This is a genomic window from Bacillus sp. EKM208B, assembly GCF_011800725.1.
Classification (GTDB): domain Bacteria; phylum Bacillota; class Bacilli; order Bacillales; family Bacillaceae; genus Bacillus; species Bacillus velezensis.
In genome coordinates, this window is record NZ_JAANHO010000005.1 from 78,425 (window position 1) to 98,959 (window position 20,535).

20 protein-coding genes and 3 pseudogenes are annotated in these 20,535 nt (G+C 36.7%); 7 read left to right on the forward strand and 16 right to left on the reverse strand.

Annotation, left to right across the window (positions count from 1 at the left end):
- Window positions 1–243 precede the first annotated feature (243 nt).
- Window positions 244–696, reverse strand: a complete 453-nt coding sequence (locus G9F75_RS10710) for a YoqH family protein (protein ID WP_094295960.1) — start codon at window positions 694–696, stop codon at window positions 244–246.
- Between the two features lie 376 nt (window positions 697–1,072).
- Between G9F75_RS10710 and G9F75_RS10715 the strand changes: the two genes are divergently transcribed.
- On the forward strand, window positions 1,073–2,188 hold the full coding sequence (locus G9F75_RS10715) for a Rap family tetratricopeptide repeat protein (RefSeq protein ID WP_159354279.1): 1,116 nt from the start codon (window positions 1,073–1,075) through the stop codon (window positions 2,186–2,188).
- A complete protein-coding gene (locus G9F75_RS10720) occupies window positions 2,185–2,307 on the forward strand; it encodes a PhrK family phosphatase-inhibitory pheromone (RefSeq protein ID WP_029974280.1) in 123 nt (40 codons plus the stop codon). Before G9F75_RS10715 ends, G9F75_RS10720 begins: the two co-directional genes overlap by 4 nt.
- A 45-nt stretch (window positions 2,308–2,352) precedes the next feature.
- On the opposite strand, the pseudogene G9F75_RS20100 reads toward G9F75_RS10720, so the two are convergent.
- Together G9F75_RS20100 and G9F75_RS10730 are read right to left on the reverse strand one after the other, a co-directional pair.
- A pseudogene (locus G9F75_RS20100) lies at window positions 2,353–2,470 on the reverse strand (DNA polymerase); the annotation flags it as partial.
- Window positions 2,471–3,699: 1,229 nt separating this feature from the next.
- Window positions 3,700–3,987, reverse strand: a complete 288-nt coding sequence (locus G9F75_RS10730; RefSeq protein WP_022553196.1) for a hypothetical protein — start codon at window positions 3,985–3,987, stop codon at window positions 3,700–3,702.
- Between the two features lie 690 nt (window positions 3,988–4,677).
- Here G9F75_RS10730 and G9F75_RS10735 point away from each other — a divergent pair.
- The 3 genes from G9F75_RS10735 (at window position 4,678) to G9F75_RS10745 (ending at window position 6,406) form a co-directional block, all read left to right on the forward strand.
- Window positions 4,678–4,956, forward strand: coding sequence for a collagen-like protein (locus G9F75_RS10735; protein WP_022553195.1), 279 nt, complete (start codon window positions 4,678–4,680; stop codon window positions 4,954–4,956).
- 141 nt (window positions 4,957–5,097) lie between these two features.
- Window positions 5,098–6,234, forward strand: a complete 1,137-nt coding sequence (locus G9F75_RS10740) for a response regulator aspartate phosphatase (protein WP_029974900.1) — start codon at window positions 5,098–5,100, stop codon at window positions 6,232–6,234.
- A complete protein-coding gene (locus tag G9F75_RS10745; RefSeq protein WP_029974898.1) occupies window positions 6,224–6,406 on the forward strand; it encodes a hypothetical protein in 183 nt (60 codons plus the stop codon). Before G9F75_RS10740 ends, G9F75_RS10745 begins: the two co-directional genes overlap by 11 nt.
- Window positions 6,407–6,439: 33 nt before the next feature.
- On the opposite strand, the pseudogene G9F75_RS10750 reads toward G9F75_RS10745, so the two are convergent.
- The 7 genes and pseudogenes from G9F75_RS10750 to G9F75_RS10785 form a co-directional block, all read right to left on the reverse strand.
- Window positions 6,440–7,068 (reverse strand): annotated as a pseudogene (locus tag G9F75_RS10750) (DinB/UmuC family translesion DNA polymerase); the annotation flags it as partial.
- Window positions 7,069–7,130: 62 nt separating this feature from the next.
- Entirely contained in the window at window positions 7,131–8,543 is a 1,413-nt protein-coding gene (locus tag G9F75_RS10755) for an MBL fold metallo-hydrolase (RefSeq protein ID WP_167409096.1), read from the reverse strand.
- A 158-nt stretch (window positions 8,544–8,701) separates the two neighbouring features.
- Window positions 8,702–9,901 carry an FAD/NAD(P)-binding oxidoreductase gene (locus tag G9F75_RS10760; RefSeq protein ID WP_022553191.1) on the reverse strand — a complete coding sequence of 400 codons (1,200 nt, stop codon included), beginning with the start codon at window positions 9,899–9,901 and terminating at the stop codon, window positions 8,702–8,704.
- Window positions 9,902–10,078: 177 nt separating this feature from the next.
- The gene (locus tag G9F75_RS10765) at window positions 10,079–10,723 is read right to left on the reverse strand and encodes a response regulator (protein WP_022553190.1); all 645 of its coding nucleotides are present in this window, start codon (window positions 10,721–10,723) and stop codon (window positions 10,079–10,081) included.
- On the reverse strand, window positions 10,716–11,789 hold the full coding sequence (locus G9F75_RS10770; RefSeq protein ID WP_022553189.1) for a sensor histidine kinase: 1,074 nt from the start codon (window positions 11,787–11,789) through the stop codon (window positions 10,716–10,718). The genes G9F75_RS10765 and G9F75_RS10770 overlap by 8 nt, the downstream gene beginning before the upstream one ends.
- A 447-nt stretch (window positions 11,790–12,236) precedes the next feature.
- Window positions 12,237–13,016, reverse strand: coding sequence for a sulfite exporter TauE/SafE family protein (locus G9F75_RS10780; RefSeq protein WP_029974893.1), 780 nt, complete (start codon window positions 13,014–13,016; stop codon window positions 12,237–12,239).
- A gap of 602 nt (window positions 13,017–13,618) precedes the next feature.
- Window positions 13,619–13,914 (reverse strand): annotated as a pseudogene (locus tag G9F75_RS10785) (hypothetical protein).
- A 330-nt stretch (window positions 13,915–14,244) separates the two neighbouring features.
- Between G9F75_RS10785 and G9F75_RS10790 the strand changes: the two are divergent.
- Window positions 14,245–14,328: a putative holin-like toxin gene (locus G9F75_RS10790; protein ID WP_082786706.1), complete on the forward strand. Its 84-nt coding sequence runs from the start codon at window positions 14,245–14,247 to the stop codon at window positions 14,326–14,328.
- 308 nt (window positions 14,329–14,636) lie between these two features.
- Here the strand turns inward: G9F75_RS10790 and G9F75_RS10795 are convergent, their stop codons facing one another.
- The 4 genes from G9F75_RS10795 to G9F75_RS10810 all read right to left on the reverse strand — a co-directional run bounded on the left by G9F75_RS10795 (window position 14,637) and on the right by G9F75_RS10810 (window position 17,899).
- Window positions 14,637–15,095, reverse strand: coding sequence for a YrhA family protein (locus tag G9F75_RS10795; protein WP_021493963.1), 459 nt, complete (start codon window positions 15,093–15,095; stop codon window positions 14,637–14,639).
- A gap of 92 nt (window positions 15,096–15,187) precedes the next feature.
- Window positions 15,188–15,649 carry an SMI1/KNR4 family protein gene (locus G9F75_RS10800; RefSeq protein WP_021493964.1) on the reverse strand — a complete coding sequence of 154 codons (462 nt, stop codon included), beginning with the start codon at window positions 15,647–15,649 and terminating at the stop codon, window positions 15,188–15,190.
- 15 nt (window positions 15,650–15,664) lie between these two features.
- Window positions 15,665–17,428 carry a T7SS effector LXG polymorphic toxin gene (locus G9F75_RS10805; RefSeq protein WP_167409097.1) on the reverse strand — a complete coding sequence of 588 codons (1,764 nt, stop codon included), beginning with the start codon at window positions 17,426–17,428 and terminating at the stop codon, window positions 15,665–15,667.
- A 36-nt stretch (window positions 17,429–17,464) separates the two neighbouring features.
- The gene (locus tag G9F75_RS10810) at window positions 17,465–17,899 is read right to left on the reverse strand and encodes an SMI1/KNR4 family protein (RefSeq protein WP_110124793.1); all 435 of its coding nucleotides are present in this window, start codon (window positions 17,897–17,899) and stop codon (window positions 17,465–17,467) included.
- A gap of 260 nt (window positions 17,900–18,159) precedes the next feature.
- On the opposite strand from G9F75_RS10810, the gene G9F75_RS10815 reads away from it, so the two are divergent.
- Window positions 18,160–19,125 (forward strand): thermonuclease family protein, encoded by a 966-nt coding sequence (locus G9F75_RS10815; RefSeq protein ID WP_110124210.1) that lies wholly within the window; start codon window positions 18,160–18,162, stop codon window positions 19,123–19,125.
- A 134-nt stretch (window positions 19,126–19,259) separates the two neighbouring features.
- Here the strand turns inward: G9F75_RS10815 and G9F75_RS10820 are convergent, their stop codons facing one another.
- Together G9F75_RS10820 and G9F75_RS10825 are read right to left on the reverse strand one after the other, a co-directional pair.
- The gene (locus tag G9F75_RS10820) at window positions 19,260–19,580 is read right to left on the reverse strand and encodes a hypothetical protein (RefSeq protein ID WP_021493967.1); all 321 of its coding nucleotides are present in this window, start codon (window positions 19,578–19,580) and stop codon (window positions 19,260–19,262) included.
- 23 nt (window positions 19,581–19,603) lie between these two features.
- Window positions 19,604–20,236 carry a hypothetical protein gene (locus tag G9F75_RS10825; protein WP_050569603.1) on the reverse strand — a complete coding sequence of 211 codons (633 nt, stop codon included), beginning with the start codon at window positions 20,234–20,236 and terminating at the stop codon, window positions 19,604–19,606.
- Window positions 20,237–20,535: the final 299 nt, after the last annotated feature.

The window sequence follows — 20,535 nt, forward strand, 5'->3', positions numbered from 1 at the left end:
TTTGCCTTTTTTTAGCTAACCATTTCTTTTTATGCCGTCTTTCTTGTACAAAATCAAACGCAATATCGACTTTTACCGGCTCTGTTCTGTCAATGATGAATTGATTTCAGAACGATTCTTAATTCCTCATCATTCATACCGTTGCCTTTTGCACTCCACCTTTATGGAATCTTTTTCATTTTTCATCAGAATTTTTTCAAAAGATCCAGTCGCATCGCTCTCTTTGATAAGAGCTCTAACTTTCTAATAGCAAGATTGAATATTGTTTGTTAATACACTCGGCCCCAACTTTTGTGTCTTAGAATTTGAAAGGCGTACTTGCACTTTAACATTTGTCATTTCAGCCGATATGGAATCAATCCTTCCAGCCCAATTAGGACTCTCTCCCTCGGGAGTCGGATATAGTTTAAATCGCCAACTGATCTCCCCTGTTTTGGCGGCAAATCCTTCATAACCGTCGTAGCTTCCATAAGAAGATGGTTGAGGAAGGTGGACAGCAAGAATACTCATATTCGTTCTTGCAGCACTTGGCGGGTATAACCGCACTTTATAGATTAGTGCCGCACCCTTCGCATTTTTCAGTTTTTGATTTACCGGTTCGAGGACTGCACTACAAGGCATTGGACTTGCTTTCATTTGAGTTGAAGAGGCAATAACAGCAGCCAATAAAGGTATAACCAAGATAAATCGTTTCATCTACATTCCCTCACATTTTTTTGTTAATTTCCCTTACTCCCGAATTAAATATTCATCACTTTTGAATGATTAGCTTCATTAAAAGGTGAAAAAGGCAGTACTGGAGCTAAAGGAGCTACTGGTGCTGCCGGTAAAGATGGAAAATCAGCATATGAATTAGCTGTTCAACAAGGTTTCTCTGGAACATTAGATGAGTGGCTTGCTTCTCTGAAAGCAACAGCAAACTGATCACGTACCCTTCTCTAACGAGGAGTGTATTTTTTCCGTTTTTTCAAATTAGAAACCACAAAAACTCTACATCCTTTTACATTTTTTTCAATGACATGTTATGATTATTTTCAAGGGATTTTGGAAATTTTCAGAAAGAGGGGTTTGGATGAGCAAGATCGCTTCAGAGGTTGTCGCTACTACACTGAATGATTGGTACATTGCTATAAAGAAACAAAAGGTAAATGAGTCAATAAAATATTACTCAGAGATAAAAAGCCTGTTCGATGACATGGAAGAAGATCAAGAAGTTCTTGCATATTACAGTTTATTAGAAGAAAGACACAAAATGTTGCTGCATTCTTCACGCGGAGAGCCATTACAAAAGCACACTTATTTCACTGAAGAGAATGAAAATTTCATAAAAAGAACGAACGATAAATTGGAATATAACTTTTATCTATTTGAAGCAATGTACGAGGCATACAACAAAAATTATGATCGAGCAATTAACTTATATGGATTAGCTGAGAAAAAGCTTGCAGAAATTCCGGATGAAATTGAAGCAGCTGAATTCTACTCCAAGGTCTCCTACTTATACACTCTTGTTAAACAAAGCATTGTGGCACAACACTATATCAAGAATGCAATTGCAATATATAAGCGACACCCTGACTATAAATGCAAACTGGCAACTTCAACAATGATTGCGGCTGCAAACTATTCCGATATGAAACGGTTTGAAGAGTCAGAAACATATTATTTAGAAGCAATAGACATTGCACAAGAAACAAAGGATGAATTTTTGGAAGCTCAGTTATATCACAACCTTAGTATCGTGTATTCTGATTGGGACAAACCTGATAAGTGCATTAAATCTCTCGAAAAAGCTATTGGAAATGAATCTTGGATGAATTCAAATTATTATATAAATTCTTTATTCATGATGATTAAGGAACAATTTAAAATTGACGAAAAAATGAAAGCCATTAATTTTTACAATAAAGCACAGGAAAGACTCATATTAATGGAGAATAAGATATACGAAGCCAAAATTAGCATCCTATACAACCTATATTGTGGTGAATTAAAAAACAACTTCAATAATTGCATCCGTTACATTGAGTTTTTAAAACAACAAAATGACCTTGAAAGTGTAGATGAATTGTCCTACATAGCTACAAAAAGGTTTGAATCAATAGGTGCTTTTGAAGAAGCAACAAGCTTTTTCAATGAAAAAATTTGGGCTGAACAGAAAATGAATCAGGTGGAGGGAATCTTATGAAAAAAATTATGCTTTGCGTATCTATTTTAACTGTAATTTTAAGTGGAGTAGCTTTAACGCAATTGAGTACAGATTCACCATCTAACATCCAGATAGCTGAAAGGCCAGTCGGAGGTTAAAAAATTAATTAATTTAGCCCTACTCATATGAGTGGGCTTTTTATTTTATGATTTGTGTCCGCCCGTCAAACCTGCTCTATGCAAAGCTGTGCCTCCAGGTGTATATGAAACAGCTCGTAAGCGCTTTAGATCCATATTTATTTCTTATCCCGTCCGTAACAAAATTATGGAAGCATGGGCTGGAAAAGGGGTAAGGAATTATCAGAACAACTGGGGTAAGCGATTCAAAAGCAAAAAGAAACAGTATGTTAAGGGCGCAGATATCTATGATAACGTGATTATTTTTAACTAACATAAAATCAGGGGATCTTAAATTGTTCTTTTGAAATCTATACACAAACTCTTTTATATAAAGATAATTATGAAGTTTTAAAATATGTTCTATGTAATCTTCGTAAGGGTGTTTTCCAAAAGCACTTTTGAATTCCAAACCTTTTGCAGTGCAAATTTGTTGATACATCCCCTCTGTAACAGCTATGAAAATTGAAAAAGGCATTGGAAATAAAAGGTCAGAGCCATTTGAGGTTACAATCGGTTTCATTAGTAATGGGTTGAAATCATAGACTTTCATTTTTGGATCAATTGTTGCAAATTGTTCATACAAAACTATAAATTCTTCTCTATTAATTAAAAAGGTATTTATTAAAGTTTTCACTTTTGTTTCAGAAAATCGGAAAATTTCCCCAAGTGTTCTAATAAAATTATCTTTATCAATTTCCCAGTATTTCGAGGAACAATTATATAAAGCCCAAGAGAATAACAAATAATCTTCATACTCATAACCAAACAATTCAAGAAAAATTTTTTTAACATTAATTTCAGGGCTTTCATAATTAAACAGATAGTGATACCTATAAAAACTTTTAAAAGGATGCCTCTGATAAATAAATTGTTGTAAACCGACTCTCACAGAAAATTGTGACAATAATTCCTGATCAGACAAATTCAAATCATCTTTATGCTTAAATGGAATATTATATTCTCGATATAACTTAATTACTTTCACTAAATCATTATAACTAATATCTGGCGTATATCCACCCCACTCTTTCCCTATTATAGAGGCTAAGGAGAGATATGCTAGTTCATGATTATATATGTTACCTCTAATTTGTTTTCTTAATATATTATTAGGCAATAGACTGATTAAAAAATCATCATTAGGATTAATTACAGATGTAGCATGATGTAACACTCTTAATAATTCAAGTTTAGAATTAAAATTAAATCTCCTTAATCTTTTATCAATCTCATTAAGTATATTTATGTTAGACTCATAGTTATCCAATCTCTTCCCGCCCTAAATATTTTTCTCTTACTAAACACTACTTCTAATTAATTCAATATTATAGCATGATACTCTATCTGTTAACTCTCTTTAAAACTGCTGTTTTATTTGAAATCAGCTTTATTATTTTCATTTATCGGATTTCCAATAGGCTTAGGATTTAATTCAATAGTAGCTTTCATGAAATCCTTTCTCCTGTCGGTTGAAACCATATCGTGAGAGGATTTATGTATAATGCCTTGTGAAATCCTTATTGCTTCTGAAAGATTCTTGTAATTGTCATCGGACTTAAATTCGCTCACTTTCATTTTTGCAATTTTAACTAAGGCTTGATAAACTTTATCCAACTGATTAATGTCTTCAATTGACTTTTCCCTGTAATCCCTTACCATCCTAACTGCCGAATCAATTTCTTGATTAAGTTGTATCAGATTTCTCCCTTTTTATTTTCTGTAGCTGTTGATTTAATAATAAGTTTTCTTTTTCAAGTTGATTAATTTTAGAATCCATTAACTCACCCATTTCGTAATTGTTGTCTAATTATACTCTGATTACATTCATCTGAAATTGTTGTTTTATCTTAATTTAGTGGTATTAAGTTATGATGATCAACAATCCAACGAGTTTCCCCTTCAAAACTTTTGCTATCGCACCTTGAGATTATGGGCCTGCCTCCAAAAGCTTTAGCAAAGGCAACCACATAATACTCAGCAGTGATATCTATCTTAGGGGGATCACCGCCTAATCGGGGAGTTTATCTCCCCTTTTTTCATTTTTAAGAAGAAAGGAATGATTGTTGAACATGCAAATAGGATCTGGATATATCGGGAGTTCAATGCTTGAGAAGTCAGAATCTAACCATGAAGTAATCCCTTCCCCACCTGCAACATGGACGATTAAATATTCTTTCTATAAGTTCAGCTGCTTTTCGATTGATCAGGAATGTCACGTATCAACAATGGTGGAAATCCTATCTATTTAAGAGCTGGACAAGGCTTTCAAATGGACGCTCGTGATTCACCTATCACAAGCTTCAAGATTTCTGAGTCAGGAATAACATATAACTTTTTGGGGGCGCATAAATGAGTTTCTTCAATCCGATGGTTAATGTCTCAATTGTCACTGGGAAGTCTGCTTATGATATTGCAGTGGACAATGGTTTTTCAGGAACTGTAGAGGAATGGTTAGCTTCATTAAAAGGTGAAAAAGGCGATACTGGAGCTACAGGTGCAACCGGGGTTAAAGGTGCTACTGGCGCTGCCGGTAAAGATGGAAAATCAGCATATGAATTAGCCGTTCAACAAGGTTTCTCAGGAACATTAGATGAGTGGCTTGCTTCTCTAAAAGCAACAACAAACTGATCACATCCCTTCTCTAACGAGAAGGGTATTTTTTTTGCATTTCATATCTAAATTGATAAATAAGAAAAAACACCCTTCCCAACTTATTACATTATGATAAAATATTACATAATCAGACGAAATGCTAGGAGGGTGATTTTTTTGGAGCAATTGATCTCTTCTTCAAAAGTTGGCTTAAAAATCAATGAATGGTACAAATACATAAGATTGTTCAGTGTTGCAGATGCAGAAATCCTAAAGGATGAAGTTGGACAAGAAATAGAGTGTATGGAAGAAGATCAAGATTTATTGTTGTACTATTCGCTCATGTGTTTTAGACATCAATTAATGCTTGATTATCTTGAACCAAAAACTATGAATGAAGAACGACCCAAGATTTCAGACTTATTAGAAAAGATCGAAAGTAAACAAAGTGATCTAAAAGGAATTCTTGAATATTATTTTAACTTTTTTCATGGGATGTATGAATTTGAACAATACGAATATCTTAAGGCAATAAGTTTTTACAACCGAGCTGAAAAGAAGTTAGCCGTTGTCCCCGATGAAATAGAGCGCGCCGAATTTCATTATAAAGTAGCTGAAGTGTACTATCACATGAAGCAAACCCACATGTCTATGCACCATATTGTTCAAGCAATAGGAACCTACAAAGCGCACGAAACATACTCAATAAGAGTAATTCAATGTTCATTTGTCATCGGCCTGAATTATTTAGACATGGAATATCCTGAAAAAGCAATTCCGCATTTTATGAATGCATTAAAACAAGCACAAGAAATTAAAATGCCTCGGTTAATAGGCTCTTCTTTGTATAATCTCGGTTTATGCTCATTTGCAACAGGAAATATGGAGAAGGCTTTAGAGTATTTTAAAGAAGGTGTCTCGATTTACGAAAGTAATTCTCTTCACAATTCTAGCCGACTGCTAGACATACTTCTAATGTTGGCAAAAACACACTTTAAGTTGTCCAACACAGTTGATGGAAAACAGGTTTGTGAACAAGGTCTTATGCTGTCAAAGGAGTTGAACGATGACGTATTAGGAAAAATGTTTGATTTTCTTATGGGTTTATTCGTTGAGAATGACAAAGACCGACTTTTTAAAATCTTAGATTACTTAGAATCAAAGGCTATGCTTTCAGATGTGGAAGACCTAGCGACTGATGCAGCAATGTATTATAATGTAAATGAAGACCATAAAGTAGCTACCGCCTTTTATGAGAAAGTGCTTTATGCCCGAAAACAAATTCAGAGAGGGGATTGTCTTTATGAAATTTAAATTTGCATCAGCTTTTATCTTTTTAGTTATCTTACTTGGCATTGTTGGACATCACTTTCTTGACGACCACAAGGTTTTAAAGGAAGCTCGAAGAGGCCACACAGCCAGTATCCAAATTGCTCTTGATCACTATGGTGACTTCTCAGTGGAACGTAGAGGGCAAACCGCATAAATGTTTTGCCTACCCCCTTTTATGGGGGTATTTTTATGACTTATGTCCACCAGTCAAACCTGCTCTATGCAATGCTGTTCCACCAGGTGTATATGAAACAGCTCGTAAAATCGCTTTAGATCCGTATTTATTTCTTATCCCGTCCATAACAAATCCAAGCTTCCTTCTTTTCTCTCTATCCTTTTCAAACAGACTTAATTGCTGATTCACATCGTCTTCAATATTGGATAAAGTAACTGAAATACTTCCTACTGTTTTTCCTGTATAGAACTTATCAAACAAAATCAAGCAGTATCGATAATTGTCCATTGTTATATTCGTGGGAAGATCAATTGTTTTAGATCGGTGAAATCCATCGCCAAGCTCATCTTTACTGTAACCAATTCCCAAACTGAGTGTTCGACCAACTTTATTATGTGCACGTGCCCTTCTTGCGACTTCTCGCAAATCTCCAGAAGAACAGCCTTAATCTCTTCTCTCCTTGTGTAATCCCTCAGTAAAATCTGACTCTTACCAAAACTAATCTGCCCTTGCATTAACGGAGCTCCTATTTCAGATAAATCAATTCCATGTGCATGATAATACAACTGGTTCCCCATTATGCCTAACTTCTTCTCAAGCAACTCTAAAGAGAACTTAGCTAACTGCCCTACAGTTGACATAAGTTAGTGTACTCAGTTGCATTGAAGAGAAAACTTGAACAGAGACAAGGGATTGGTCCTTGTCACACGATTGGAAGACCAGCTTCCTGCCACTGGGAAATTCCACCATCCAATTTCAATACTTGTTTAAAATCGTTATTAGCTTGGAGGATGCTGGCACCAATAGCAGACCTAGCTCCGGAAAGACATTGAACAAGAATCGGTTTGTCACTTTTGATTTCATTTAGCCGTCCTTGAAGCGTTCCTAGCATGATATGTTGTGCGTTCGGAATGTGACCTTCTTGCCATTCAGTCAGATTGCGAACATCAACCACTTGTACGAGTCCGTTCTCAACCGCATTTGCTATTTCTAACGATGTTACCTCCGTGTATGATTCGAGCGAAAACATACCGCTTGCAATGATTTTTCCACTGTCCATGAATCCTGCCACATTTTCTATACCTATGGAGTGAAGTGCTTTCAGAAGTTTATCTGCTTCATGCGGGTTCGTAATAAAATACACAGGACGATTGTAATCAATAATCCAACCCGCCCAGTTAGAAAAAGCTTTGTTAAATGGGATGTTTATTGCACCTTTCACATGCCCTTTAGCAAATTCTTGAGAGGGACGGGTATCTACAATTTGTTCGCTATCCAGCAAGCCTCTCACTTGTTCCATTGAGGTGATCTCTGACACTACAGGTAAATCTTTAAGCAACGCAGGGCCTTTTTTATTAATTTGTTTCATCACAGAGAAATATTTTGGCGGTTCTGGTTGCCCTTCAAGCAAGGCTTTCACAAAATCTTTTTCGTTGGTGTAAGTCATTGACCAGTTGAATAGCTTTTCGTAACCAACAGTGGAAGAAGGAATCGCCCCCAATGCCTTACCACAAGAGCTTCCTGCACCATGAGCCGGCCAGACCTGCAGATAATCTGGCAGTTGTTTGAATTTCAATAGGGACTTGAACATTGCTCTTGCGCCACAATCTGCCGTACCCTTGATGCCAGCCGCTTTCTCCAGCAAGTCGGGTCTTCCGACGTCGCTTACAAAGACAAAATCTCCTGTAAAGATGCCGATTGGACGATCCGCATTACTTCCGCGATCCGTCAACAGAAAGGAAATGCTCTCCGGGGTATGGCCGGGGGTATGCATAACCTCAAAAATCAGCTTTCCCATGGAAAAGCGATCACCGTCTTTCACAAGTTGATGTTTTATTTCATCGACATATTGATACTTCCAATCTGCATCACCTTCATCGGAAAGAAACAGCTTTGCTTGATGCGTAACGCCGAGTTCGCGAGCACCGGAAACAAAATCGGCATGAATATGAGTTTCTGCAGCCGCTACGATGTTTAGTCCTTCTTCTTTTACAAATTGCAAATATGGTTTTATATTGCGGCTGGGATCAATCACAATTGCGTCTCCCGTTTTCTGGCAACCAACAAGATAGGATGCATGGCCCAGCTTTTCATCGTAAAAGTAGCGCAATAACATGTTGTTTCCTCCTCTTACATCATTACATATTTCACAAAGAGTTTATCGGATAGAGAAGCGAGTTTAAGCGGAATATGTTTAGGATTTTCGAACTTTTTATCATACATATTCATCTATATATTTACCAAAACCTTTGTCCTTGTCTTCCTGACCTCTCCTTACATCAATCCTTTTAACATGCCATTCCAATATATGATGGGAAGCAACCTTCTTTTCAACAAGTACATGCTGAATCTTTCTTTTGACTGATCAAACGGAAATGTTTCTTGCGGATCCTTGTTATAGTCAAACTCAGCAAGCACCACTTTGTTGTACCCAGTTACCAGCGGACAAGAGGAATATCCATTATACTTCGCACCTAGTGACGAGCCAGTCATCAAAGAAATCAAATTTTTAGCCACTACCGGAGCTTGTTTGCGAATGGCTGCTCCTGTTTTAGAAGTTGGCAAGTTTGCGCAGTCCCCGATTCCAAAAACATTGTTAAACTTTTTATGCTTTAAAGTGTACGGATCAACGTCCACCCATCCGCCGTCATCCGCCAATGTACTCTCTTTAATAAATTTTGGAGCTATCATCGGAGGAGTAACATGAAGAATATCGTATTTCATGATCTCCAGCTCCTTGGTCTCCAGATTCTTGAACACGGCTTCTCTTGAATTCGGTCGAATTTCGGTCAGGTTTCTTTTATACATTGTTTGGATGCCCTTGCGCTGGACGACTTTCTCGAGCGAACTAGCATATTTCGCGACATCAAAAATAGTTGATTTTGCGGAGGCAAATATGATTTCGGATTGATTGCGTACATTCGACTTACGGAAATAATCGTCTGCTAAGTACATGATTTTCTGTGGAGCTCCCCCGCATTTCACAGGAGAATCCGGATGAGTAAAAATGGCGGTTCCGCCTTTAAAGTTGCGGATGTTTTCCCAAGTACTGTCTACCGTATGATACGAGTAGTTGCTGCAAACGCCATTCTTTCCGACAGTGTTCTTCAAGCCTTTTACCCCATCCCAATCGATTTGCAAACCGGCTGATACAACGAGATAATCATAGGAAACGGTCGTTCCTTGTTTTGTAAGGAGCGTGTTCTGACTCGGCCGAAACACCGTTACAGCATCGCTAATCAAATCAATCCCAGCAGGAATCAGTGAAGCTAGATCACGCTCCGACTCTTCCTTCTTCGCTGCGCCAGCTCCAACTAGCGTCCACAAAGGCTGATAGTAATGCTTGGACTTTGGGTCGATGATAGCAACTTGTCCTTTGAGGTTTTTGGAAGTTCGGACGAGACGGGCAGCTACAGAAACACCAGCAGTTCCGGCTCCTACAATTACAATGGAATAATGAACTTGTTTTGCCATAGATATCCCCTTTTTCTTTTTAAAAATTTGTTGTTTTTTATAGAGGAGTAGCTCTATTTTTAAGTTTAGTTTCATATCAATTTTTCTAAATAGGGGGACTCCCCTATTTTTCTGAAATCCAGTTCTTTTCAAAAAAAATCCCATGAGTTTATGATAGGCAGTTCATGGAACAGTGCGTTACAATGTAAGATCCAGGTAGTTGTTATTGATCGCATATTGAATCAATTCATGTTTCGAATCCAGTTCTAACTTCTGCATAATATTCGTCTTATGGTTTTCCACGGTTTTGAAGCTAATCGATAGCTCATTAGCAATCTCTTTATTTGTATAGCCCAGTACTATTAATCTAACAATCTCCTTTTCTCGAACTGTTAAAACAGAAGAAATCTTTTTAGATTCTGATGTCATCCATTGAGAGAGAATCTCTTGTGATACAGATGTCTTGTAAAAGAGTTTCCCTAAGGAAACCTCGACTATCGCTTTATAAAGCAGTTCGTAATGGCTGTTCTTTAAAATGTATCCATAAGCCCCTACTTCGATTGCTTTTTGGACAAATATCTCTTCATCATACATAGTTAAAATGATGATTTTAACCGGTAGATTCAAGTTAAGGATTTCACTGCTTGCTGTAAATCCATCCAATCCAGTTGGCATCGACAAATCCATCAACACCACATCCGGTTTCAACTGTCTTGTCTTAAGGATCGCATCATTCCCATTATGGCTTTCCCCAACAATTTTGATTTCAGGATAGCCTTCCAAAAGCACACGGAGACCCTTTCGAATCATTGTATGGTCATCGACCAACAATACCCTAATCACTCTCCTTCCCCTCCTTATACTGTACTTCCACTTTAATAGACGTACCTTTATAAGGAACGGAGTGAATTCGAAGACTTCCTTCCATTTGATCTACTCTCTCTTTCATATGTTTGAGCCCCAGACCATCCGCTATTAGGTCACGATCAAAACCAATGCCGTTGTCCCGAATCATCAAAGTTAGCTTATTGGCTTCTTTTTGCAATATGACTTCAATAAATGTCGCTTGCGAATATTTCAGAGCATTATGTAGCGCCTCCTGAATGATGCGATATAAATTGATTTCCAAAACTGGGTGCATGCGATCGCTGACATTGCTACAGGTAAACGTAATAGAAAAATCCTTATGAGTTTTATTCAAGCTAGAAACTAAGTACTTAGCAGTAGGGACCAGCCCCAACCGATCGAGACTATGCGGACGCAACTGAAGAGTATAGAGCTTGATGTCTTGTATCGCATTTTCCAGTTCATCAACGATCTCCTGCATGTATTCTTTAAATTTTTCCTCCTGATGAATACGAGATTGAATTGCTTGAATGCCTACTGAAATTGAATAAAGCGATTGTCCTACTCCATCGTGGAGTTCTTGAGCCAATCGTTTGTGTTCGTTTTCCTGTGCCTCCAATGTTTTTTGCAGAACCAGCTTGGAGATCCTAGCTTCCTCTTCTGCTTTCTTTATTGTTATATCTTTCAGAACCAAAAGTACTTCTTGTTTCTTTTGTTCGTCGTTTTCATATATAACAGCCGTGCTCATCTCCATGTCGACGAATCGTCCCTCATAGGTCGGCATTGCAGAAAGAAAATAAGGGACTTCACGCTTGGCCAACAAGTAACAACGCTCTTCTCCCGCTTCCAGTTTTCTCTTTTGACAGTAGGAACAGTATGGAACCTTATCACCTAATTTCCATCCCGTCATTTTCTCTGCGGACGGATTCATCACCAAAATTCTACGTTCCTGATCCATAATAATGATTCCATCCTGCAAATAGTAGAAGATTTGCCTTAAATAGCCGCTTTCCATTGACTTTTCTTCTTTATGCCGTTCAAAAAAAGTTGGGTTTTGACACATAATGTACCCTCCAACATAATGATTTTAAGACAGGTATCCTATAGAAATTAAAGAGCTGAGATTCGAAGGTCTTATAATTCCTCACACAATTGATAGACTTAACTTCTATTCAATCTGTTCAAATCGAAAAACATGTGCTACTCTTAGAAACCAGTTTCCTTAATAAACAAAAAAAGCACGGAACTGAGAAAACCTTCCCCCTCCACTATGTCAGCATTTATGTATTCCATTTTGATCCTTGGAAATCGAGCCAACAGTACTTTCTAAGCAGCGTGACATACCGTGCATTGATACCTTGATATATATAACTTAATTTATGATCGTTTACGAATTTCCAATTGACACCAGTGAAGTTAGCTCTGCAACCTCTTTCATCTAATTCCTCCTTCAAAGTGTATTTTTTGATTTCTCTAAAAATTATGTCTTAATATAGAACATCTTCAACAATTAATGTAAGATATCAAACCAAACTTTTACTGTTGTAATCAAAATAACGAATATCAAAATACCTTGAAGAATGTTAGCATTCATTTTCTTGCCAATTAAAACACCTATCGGAGATGCAATCAGGCTGGCAGCCACTATTACTAAAGCTGGCAGAAAAGGCACCTGTCCAATTACGAGCTTTGTAACTGTTGTTCCAATCGATGAAATAAATGTAACTGCGAGTGATGTTGCGATTGTGATTTTTGTAGGGATTTTTAAAACGACTAACATTAGTGGAAAAAGTAGAAAAGCGCCGCCAGCACCGACTATACCTGAAGCCAAACCGATAACAAAAGTCATTATTGAGGTCAATATCTTTGGAGGGCGAATGTGATCACTTTGATTATCTTCTGTTCCTGTCTTTGGAATAAACATCATGACTGCGGCAATTATCACCAATATTCCGTAGACCAGGTTTATGATATCTTCAGAGAAAAAATGTGACCCAAAACCACCCATTAGACTTCCAATCAAAATACTTAATCCCATGATGGTGATAAGCTCTTTATTTAAGTAACCACCTTTCCGGTAAGCCCATACACCGGATAATGTTGCAAAAAAAACCTGGACTGCCACAATACCTGAAACCTGGTAAGCATTAAAGCCTGTAAACCCAAATAAAACAGGTATGTATAATAACAAAGGATAATTAATAATTGCTCCCCCAACACCAAGCATCCCAGACATAAAAGAACCCACTAATCCAATTAAAAATATTAGAAGAATAAAAGATATGCCCACTAACTTTCTTCCTTTCCAACAAAAAAAAGAGGGAATTGCTTTCCTTTAATTTACCCTTTTTTAATCCAAAACTTTAATATACCATTTTCTTCTGTATCTTTAAGCAACTCATGACACTTGACTTCCAATAAAAGTGGGGAACAGAAAAATGCAACCTGATTATCTTTAGATTTCTCCTTGAAACTCAATTTTGGCATCAGCTTTTTTTAATAAATTTCTTACAGTGCATCCTTATCAGCTGCTGTACCTATTAGCGTAAATACCAAAACTTGATAATCCAAGGGCTGTTACCACTAAGATTGTCCTCGGATAAACTTCTTCATCAAATCCTCTTCAGTTTTCTCATTTTCTCTTTGACTTAGATTTCTTTATAAGCAATTCTAAAGCCTCTTCATGTTGATTGTCCTTCATAACGTCCTAAGATAATCAAAGTAAGACCACTTGCTCTATCTTAATAATCTTTCCCTTTTAAGCTTTGTGCATTTTACATATATTTGTCAATAATAAAGAACGAAGGAAATGAAAAGTAACTTCAAGAAGAAAAAGATGATCAATAAAAAACAGTGTCCAACTTTTATTAAGCTGGGCATTGTTTTCATTATTTAAATAGAATTTTTATAAGCATTAATAGGTTCGTTTCGCAATAGCATATTATCTTTATTAACCATGCCTAAGTTATAAGCTTTTTTAATAATATCTAATACCTGCGAATCTAGCGCAGAAAGATTGCCTCCTGGTTTAAATCTTGATTCCCAATAATCTAAAGACTTATTTTGATCAAGTGAGCTTTTTTGGTTCTCGGGTTTGACTACTTCATTTTTCTCAAGCTTATCACAGAATTCACTAAAACTAATTGATGAAGGAGTAGGATTACCCCCTCCAACCTTTCTGTACCCAAGCTGCAAAATGCTAAGAATTTTGGATCTTAAATAAGATCGATTGAGTTTATTTTCACCACCAATAATCACATAATCACAATCCTCTCAGAGCTTTTTATAATTTTAGCACCTTTTCCATTTTTACACGTGTTAAATATCGACAATCGCCCAAATGATTTAATAACAGAATACAAAAAAAGAACCTGCATTTTGCAAGTTCCTTTCACGTTGCCGATATATTGTGAATTTTTAACGGCAAGGGCATTTACGTATAGTAATATATTTCTGTACAGTAAATTTTGCTCGCTAGAGGGAGTCTTGCTCATCCCCTAATGAAAGGGGGTGATGCTATGTCAACATTCCAGGCATTAATGCTAATGCTTGCATTCGGGTCGTTTATAATTGCCCTGTTGACGTATATAAATAAAAAATAGACCTCCCTTGAGCCTCAGAACCTGAAGGGATAGGTCTACCTAGAAACCACATCGAGCAAGCCCTTTGATGGGCAACTTTTTGTACAGAGCCGGGGTGTTGGTAGCAACTCGGTCTTTTTTATTTTATGCATTTCTCATTAAAGAAATACGCTATAACCAATCAAATGTCTTACAGTTCTGATTATAACACATCAAGTAAAACGATTGAAATAATTTGCAATACTTTTGTTTTATGGATAAAACCATTATTTTATTTTGATTGCGAATGCTTACTTTTTCATCATCCCATACAATTGCAATACTTTTGTTTAGTTGCCTAAACTAACTTTCAATGCATCAGCTAGCATGGTGTTAAAATCATCAAATTTGTTCATCAACGTTCCAGAGGGTTTATCAAGCTCCAAATATTCATTCTCAATCACATCTAAGCAATACCAAGCTGTATCTGAATCACCAAAAAACAGGTATTTTTTCGGTTCGTCATTTTCGTGCCATTGTTCATTTGTTTCAATAAAACCATAAACTTCTTCATCATTTTCTTCTTCTAAAAATACTTTATCCAGCCCATAGATTACCAAGCCATTAAAATCTAATCCGTTAACGGTTTGAAGAAATTTTTTATACCCTGATGGAATTTCATTTATAGGGAACTTGCCTAATACTACTTCATTAAAATTGCTTAATTCTTTGTCTGTAACAGGAGAATTCAATTCATCTCCATACTTTGCTTCAGTTTTTCGAGTTTTCTCTAATAAATTTACCCACATAAAACTGCTCCTAATTTTTATTACTACGCCAAACTCGTAATCGAAGAAAAGTCCCTTAGCAAGAAATTAATCATCAATTGCATTACTTTTGCTTAATCGTCCCAGTCTTCATCTTCTTCCCAGTTTTCTTTCATTCTTTGGAGCTTATCAAAGAAAAATTCAATGAAATTATCCGAAACGACTTCTTGGTAACCAATTACTCTATCCCACGTAAATACAGGACATTCTTTATTTTTCATCTTGTTGGTATCTAGACAATATGCAAAGTAATCAACATCCTCTATTACAACAAGACCTTCGGTTAAGTTATAGTGTTCTTGATACTCGTTGGTATATTCAACAACTGATGGGCCTCCAAAATCATAACCTAGAATATCAATTCCATAAACTCCCCCAGAACCATAGTTCCGCAGAAACCATTTATAGCTCTCCGGAAGTTTCACTTTAAGATCTTGTTCTATTTTAGATATTTTGTCTTCTCCAATTCCTCCTGTGAAATCTCTTTCTTTTGCATTATCATTTAAAAACTGTTCCACTTGCGTGTATAGTTCCATTTTTCCCAACCTCTTTTACTCTGAATATTGAGTGGCTCTCCATTTCCAATATCTCGCTCTAAAATATTCATATTGAACTTTCAATTCTGGATTATTTCTAAAACTCTCTCCATCAGTTTTAAGTTTATGTATGACCTCACTATATTTTGTGTGTAAACTGTTTGGAATTTCAACCATATTTCCAGGTTCCTCCTGAATTAAATGGTGCAAATTGATTTTTGTGCCGTCTTTGGCTTGAGGTGCCTTACCGTCTTTCATTAATTCAAGATTTGTTCGACCTTTACGATCTTTTTGATTAATATCGATATCTTTCATTGTATAAACTCTTCGGCTTACATCTTTGATATTTCCTTTTACTTTCACCTTGCCCTTAACCTCATAAGCACCATACTTTTCTTTATTTAACCAAGGGACATTTACTTTCTGACCAGTAAATGGCTTTCTTGTTTCATCTAATTTTTTAGCAAGCTGAAGCAGCCTGTCTTTTGCGCTCACACCATTGATGACATTATACGGCACACCACCTGCTACAACAACATCTTCTCGCATGACAAACAGTTTAATTGCTGTTAGTGGATCAGGAGTTTCATCAAGTTTTTTAGACACTTTTTTGACTGCAGCTTTTCCGGCTGTTTTCACTCCTATTTTAGCAACTGAACCAGCACCTTTTAAAGCGAAGATGTTGACTGCTGCACATGTAATCCAATGAGCCGTTGATTCTGCGTCTCCGTTCTTTACGTCTCTAACATAGGAGGTTATTATTGCATCTTTAATTGACTTAAGCGTGGAATCATAGTGATAAACTGCAACTGCAGAATTAATAACCATGTCGACAGGATGATTGTGTGCCATATAGTCTAATGTTTCAGCTGTCATATCATAAAGAGCTGTAACAGTACCTTTGGCTCCAGCCATTAGCTCACGTGTGTTTTCAATCTGTGTGAAATATCTTTGTTGTTCTGCTGTCAGATTTTCATACCCAATTGTTTTGGCCATTGAATAGAATTCATCGGCATCTGCATAATCATAATTCTTTAGTCTTTCTTTCAGTTTTTCAATCTCTCGCTCTTTTTCTTCCTTCTTCTTAATCGTCAAATAAGCTTCAGTACGTTTTTCAATCTCGCCTTTTTTCTTATGTATGTCGCTTTCTCTGTACGCCTTAGCGTTATAGTGGAGTGGTGTTGCATTTTTCCCTTTGCCTGTAGCATTTTGAAGCTGTTGAAAGTCAGCTTGGATGAAATGCTCATTCGCTTCGGTTTCTGCGTATTCTTTCGTTAGATCGTAATCGAGCTTTCCGAGCTTGTGTATGGTATTGTCTCGTTTCTTGTCTGCTGAGTCCAGCTTTTGATCGACGTCCTCTGTCGAGAAAACATCAAGATGAATGATATCGCTTATCTCATTAAGAATATCCCTCAGTTCATTCCGTTGCTCCTGCATGATGGCTTTTGATTTATTCTTCGCATGAATCAGCTCGTGTTCTAAAAAAGACTCTTCCACAAACGAATCGGCCAATCCGGCAACAGCTACTTTTCCAGAAATACTGTTAAGAAAAGCAATTTTCATATCGATCAGATCAAGCCAGCTGTCTGTGACACCGGCGTGATCTTGAAAGAATGCTTTAATATTTTCTGCGCCTTTGCCTGAAAACTCACTGTCGTCTAAGTCAGCCATTCCCTGAAACGCTTTTCTGAGATTGATAAATTGTTCTCTAATCTGATCATATTCTTTTGCCCGCTTTTCTGCGGCTGAAATGAACGAGGCTGCTTCAAATACTTTCATTTACGTCTCCTTTCCACTTGATCTTATCTAAACTTTCTATTCTGAGACATATTTATAATACCCTTGAATTTCCGGCTTCACTTCCCAGTATTTAGTTCCATTTGATGCTACCAACATGTCAAACCATATCTCAAAGTTAGAGTCTAAATATACCGCATCTTCAATGTCATCAATTGAATCTAGATACATCATATATCCTAATCCCTTATTTGATTTGTTTGTGTCAACAACATACCTGCCATCATAATGATACCCAATTAGGACATATCCCTTAGGGAAGTCTTGAACTTCATTAAATTCAATTATCCCTTCAGTGCTGAGAAGTTCAACACCATTAAACATTTCCATTCCATTGTGACTGAATAGGAACTCTTTATAATCATTAGGCAAAGTTACCCCTAGCTTTTTTTCTAAACTGTTAATTTCTTGAGGACTGGCCGGATCTCTGAATTGAAAAGCAGCATCTTCCATGACATGTCCCCCATGTTGGAACATAGGAAAAGTTCCGTATTTAGAAACAGCATCCTTTATTCCATTAAGAGTCATGTGAATTAACTTCCCTTCTGCCATATAAAAACCCTCCTCTAATGTTTAGACCGCTAAATTCTACCACAAAACTGTATTTGAGTGTCTTAAAATGAGAAACCTAATTTACAATCTTTGGTTTTATATTTATAATTAGGAAGGTTTGTCCGATATAGAGACAGAACAAACAAATTGGGGGAATTACATTGAAGAAATGGCTGTTAGGTATTGGCGCATTATCTCTAAGCTTTTCTTTGGCTGCGTGTGGATCTGATTCTGCTTCTACAGATAAAACAGATTCAGATAAATCTAAAACAACGCAGCAAGAAGAAAAGGATGCAAAAGAGACAAAGGCAGACACTCAATCAAACGACAAAAGCAATAATGACAACAATGAAAAAGCCGAAAATGCTTCAAAGAAGGATTCGTCGGATAAAAAGGCGTCTGACAAAAAGAAAAAGCTGGTCGATGTAACACTTAACAGAACAGTTGATGGGAATACAATTAAAGTTAACTATAAAGGCGAAGTCAAAACTGTTCGTTATTTACTTGTTGACACGCCTAAAACTAAGAGCCCAAACTCTTGCGTACAACCATATGGTGAGGATGCTTCAGCAAGAAACAAACAGCTGGTTAACAAGGGAAAACTTCAACTGGAGTTTGATAAAGGAGATCGCACAGACAAGTATGGCAGAATGCTGGCTTACGTTTATGCAGACGGCAAATCAGTACAAGAAACACTGCTTAAAGAAGGATTAGCACGAGTAGCTTATGTATATGAGCCAAACACGAAGTATTTAGACACGTATAAGAAAGATGAGCAAGCTGCGAAAGATAAAGACTTGAAGATTTGGAGTAAGCATGGATATGCGACTGATAAAGGATTTAATGGCTGCGTAACGAAACCGAAGAAATCAGTAAGTGTATCTAAGCCGGCTCAAAAGTCAGTTGCAACACACCAATCCGAGACACATAAATCGAACTCAAGCAGTTCAGCATCAAGCAGCTCTTCTAACTCTGCACAAGCCTCCCCTTCTGCCGGAGGAATAGAACACTTTGCAAACTGCACAGAGCTGAGAAAGAAATATCCGCATGGCGTACCAAGCACTCACCCTGCTTATACATCTAAAATGGATCGGGATAATGACAACTTTGCATGTGAGAAGAATTAATTATTTTGAAGCCCTCTGAGGCTTCTTTTTTTATTCGAATACATTCATCTAAACAAAAAACCACAGAGCGTGTGAGGGACTCTGTGGCCTATAGTGGCTGATTAAACCCCTATGATACATCAATTAGGATTTTATCAAAACTTTTCTTTTAAAGATAACATCATCTCTGTCTCAAATAATGCCTGCAGCAGTTCATCTATATTAATTTCGTTCTGTTTGTAATTATTCTTTTCATAAGTACGAATAATTTCTTCATATTCTGATCGATTATCTCCTTTAATGGAGCTAATTCCAAGCTCTTCACCGTATCGGTTAATGAATAGTTGTTTATTCATTTCTTTCGCTTTATCATTTTCATAATTACAAAATGCACCTGACAACTGGACGAGAAAAGTTTCGTCTTCAGAATTTAGGTTATTTTCGTTACACCAGTCTACAAAACGATTTCCAGTCATGTTATCACCTTTAATTTTAGTATTTAAAGAACAAGATAATCTGCAGCAAGGATGATATATTCTACTGCCATGCCAATTGTTTCAGCAACTCCTGCGCCAACTGCACCTTTAATAGCTGGTGGAATTTGTTTTCTTGCCATAGCAGCAACCTCTTTAGGAGCCCCGGTTATATCTTCGAGAACCTTACAAATTTTGTTTGTGTTTTTAATAATCTTGTTTACCGTGGACTTTCCAAACATTGTACCTAAAATGTCTTTTGCCCAAGCATTATTCGCTAGTCCTCTAATAACCTTAATCGCTTCTTTAGCTGCGGCGCTTTTAGCTCCCATAGTACTCATTTGATCTTGTGAGTTACCATTTTCGAGACCTTTTAATTCTTCAGCAGCATCTAAAATGCCTTTTTCTTTTACTGACGGGACTGAGTATTCTTTAGCTAGTTTTTGAAGCTCGGTAGGATTATAAGTAAATTGCACGTCCTGTTTAGAAACACTCGCTTTTTGCACTTCTGAGGCCGAAGCTCCAACAGTAGGGATGGCTATAACGGCTGCAAGCAACATCAAAAGAATTTTAGCAAATAGACTTTTCAATTTGAACTCTCCTTTATCCCTAATTTTATTGTTCAACACATTGACCACAATACCATAAAATACTAACATTTTTTCCTGTTTTTATTATATTCGTTTAAAAAAGGTAAGGCAGCCCTACATTTGAAACTGTTCAGAAATCACTACGGTGATCAAATATTCATTCACAATTTAAGATATTTTTACTACACAAAAAAGACTGTTCTCAAAAACAGTCTTAGATGTTTTTAGAATTAACGTATCCGTTAATTTCTTTAATTCTTATTCTGATTTTTAAACGCCAAGTGCTCAATTCTTTGATCCTTAAAAACTTGACGGATATAGGGAGGCGAATAATTATATTTCCGGCCAATTTCTTTAGGCTCATTTTT

What these genes read in the sequence shown, in the direction of transcription:
- G9F75_RS10710 (WP_094295960.1), bottom strand. Translation starts at nt 696, where the DNA reads ATGAAACGATTTATCTTGGTTATACCTTTATTGGCTGCTGTTATTGCC.
- G9F75_RS10715 (WP_159354279.1), top strand. Translation starts at nt 1,073, where the DNA reads ATGAGCAAGATCGCTTCAGAGGTTGTCGCTACTACACTGAATGATTGG.
- G9F75_RS10720 (WP_029974280.1), top strand. Translation starts at nt 2,185, where the DNA reads ATGAAAAAAATTATGCTTTGCGTATCTATTTTAACTGTAATTTTAAGT.
- G9F75_RS10730 (WP_022553196.1), bottom strand. Translation starts at nt 3,987, where the DNA reads ATGGTAAGGGATTACAGGGAAAAGTCAATTGAAGACATTAATCAGTTG.
- G9F75_RS10735 (WP_022553195.1), top strand. Translation starts at nt 4,678, where the DNA reads ATGAGTTTCTTCAATCCGATGGTTAATGTCTCAATTGTCACTGGGAAG.
- G9F75_RS10745 (WP_029974898.1), top strand. Translation starts at nt 6,224, where the DNA reads ATGAAATTTAAATTTGCATCAGCTTTTATCTTTTTAGTTATCTTACTT.
- G9F75_RS10755 (WP_167409096.1), bottom strand. Translation starts at nt 8,543, where the DNA reads ATGTTATTGCGCTACTTTTACGATGAAAAGCTGGGCCATGCATCCTAT.
- G9F75_RS10760 (WP_022553191.1), bottom strand. Translation starts at nt 9,901, where the DNA reads ATGGCAAAACAAGTTCATTATTCCATTGTAATTGTAGGAGCCGGAACT.
- G9F75_RS10770 (WP_022553189.1), bottom strand. Translation starts at nt 11,789, where the DNA reads ATGTGTCAAAACCCAACTTTTTTTGAACGGCATAAAGAAGAAAAGTCA.
- G9F75_RS10790 (WP_082786706.1), top strand. Translation starts at nt 14,245, where the DNA reads ATGTCAACATTCCAGGCATTAATGCTAATGCTTGCATTCGGGTCGTTT.
- G9F75_RS10795 (WP_021493963.1), bottom strand. Translation starts at nt 15,095, where the DNA reads ATGTGGGTAAATTTATTAGAGAAAACTCGAAAAACTGAAGCAAAGTAT.
- G9F75_RS10800 (WP_021493964.1), bottom strand. Translation starts at nt 15,649, where the DNA reads ATGGAACTATACACGCAAGTGGAACAGTTTTTAAATGATAATGCAAAA.
- G9F75_RS10805 (WP_167409097.1), bottom strand. Translation starts at nt 17,428, where the DNA reads ATGAAAGTATTTGAAGCAGCCTCGTTCATTTCAGCCGCAGAAAAGCGG.
- G9F75_RS10810 (WP_110124793.1), bottom strand. Translation starts at nt 17,899, where the DNA reads ATGGAAGATGCTGCTTTTCAATTCAGAGATCCGGCCAGTCCTCAAGAA.
- G9F75_RS10820 (WP_021493967.1), bottom strand. Translation starts at nt 19,580, where the DNA reads ATGACTGGAAATCGTTTTGTAGACTGGTGTAACGAAAATAACCTAAAT.
- G9F75_RS10825 (WP_050569603.1), bottom strand. Translation starts at nt 20,236, where the DNA reads ATGTTAGTATTTTATGGTATTGTGGTCAATGTGTTGAACAATAAAATT.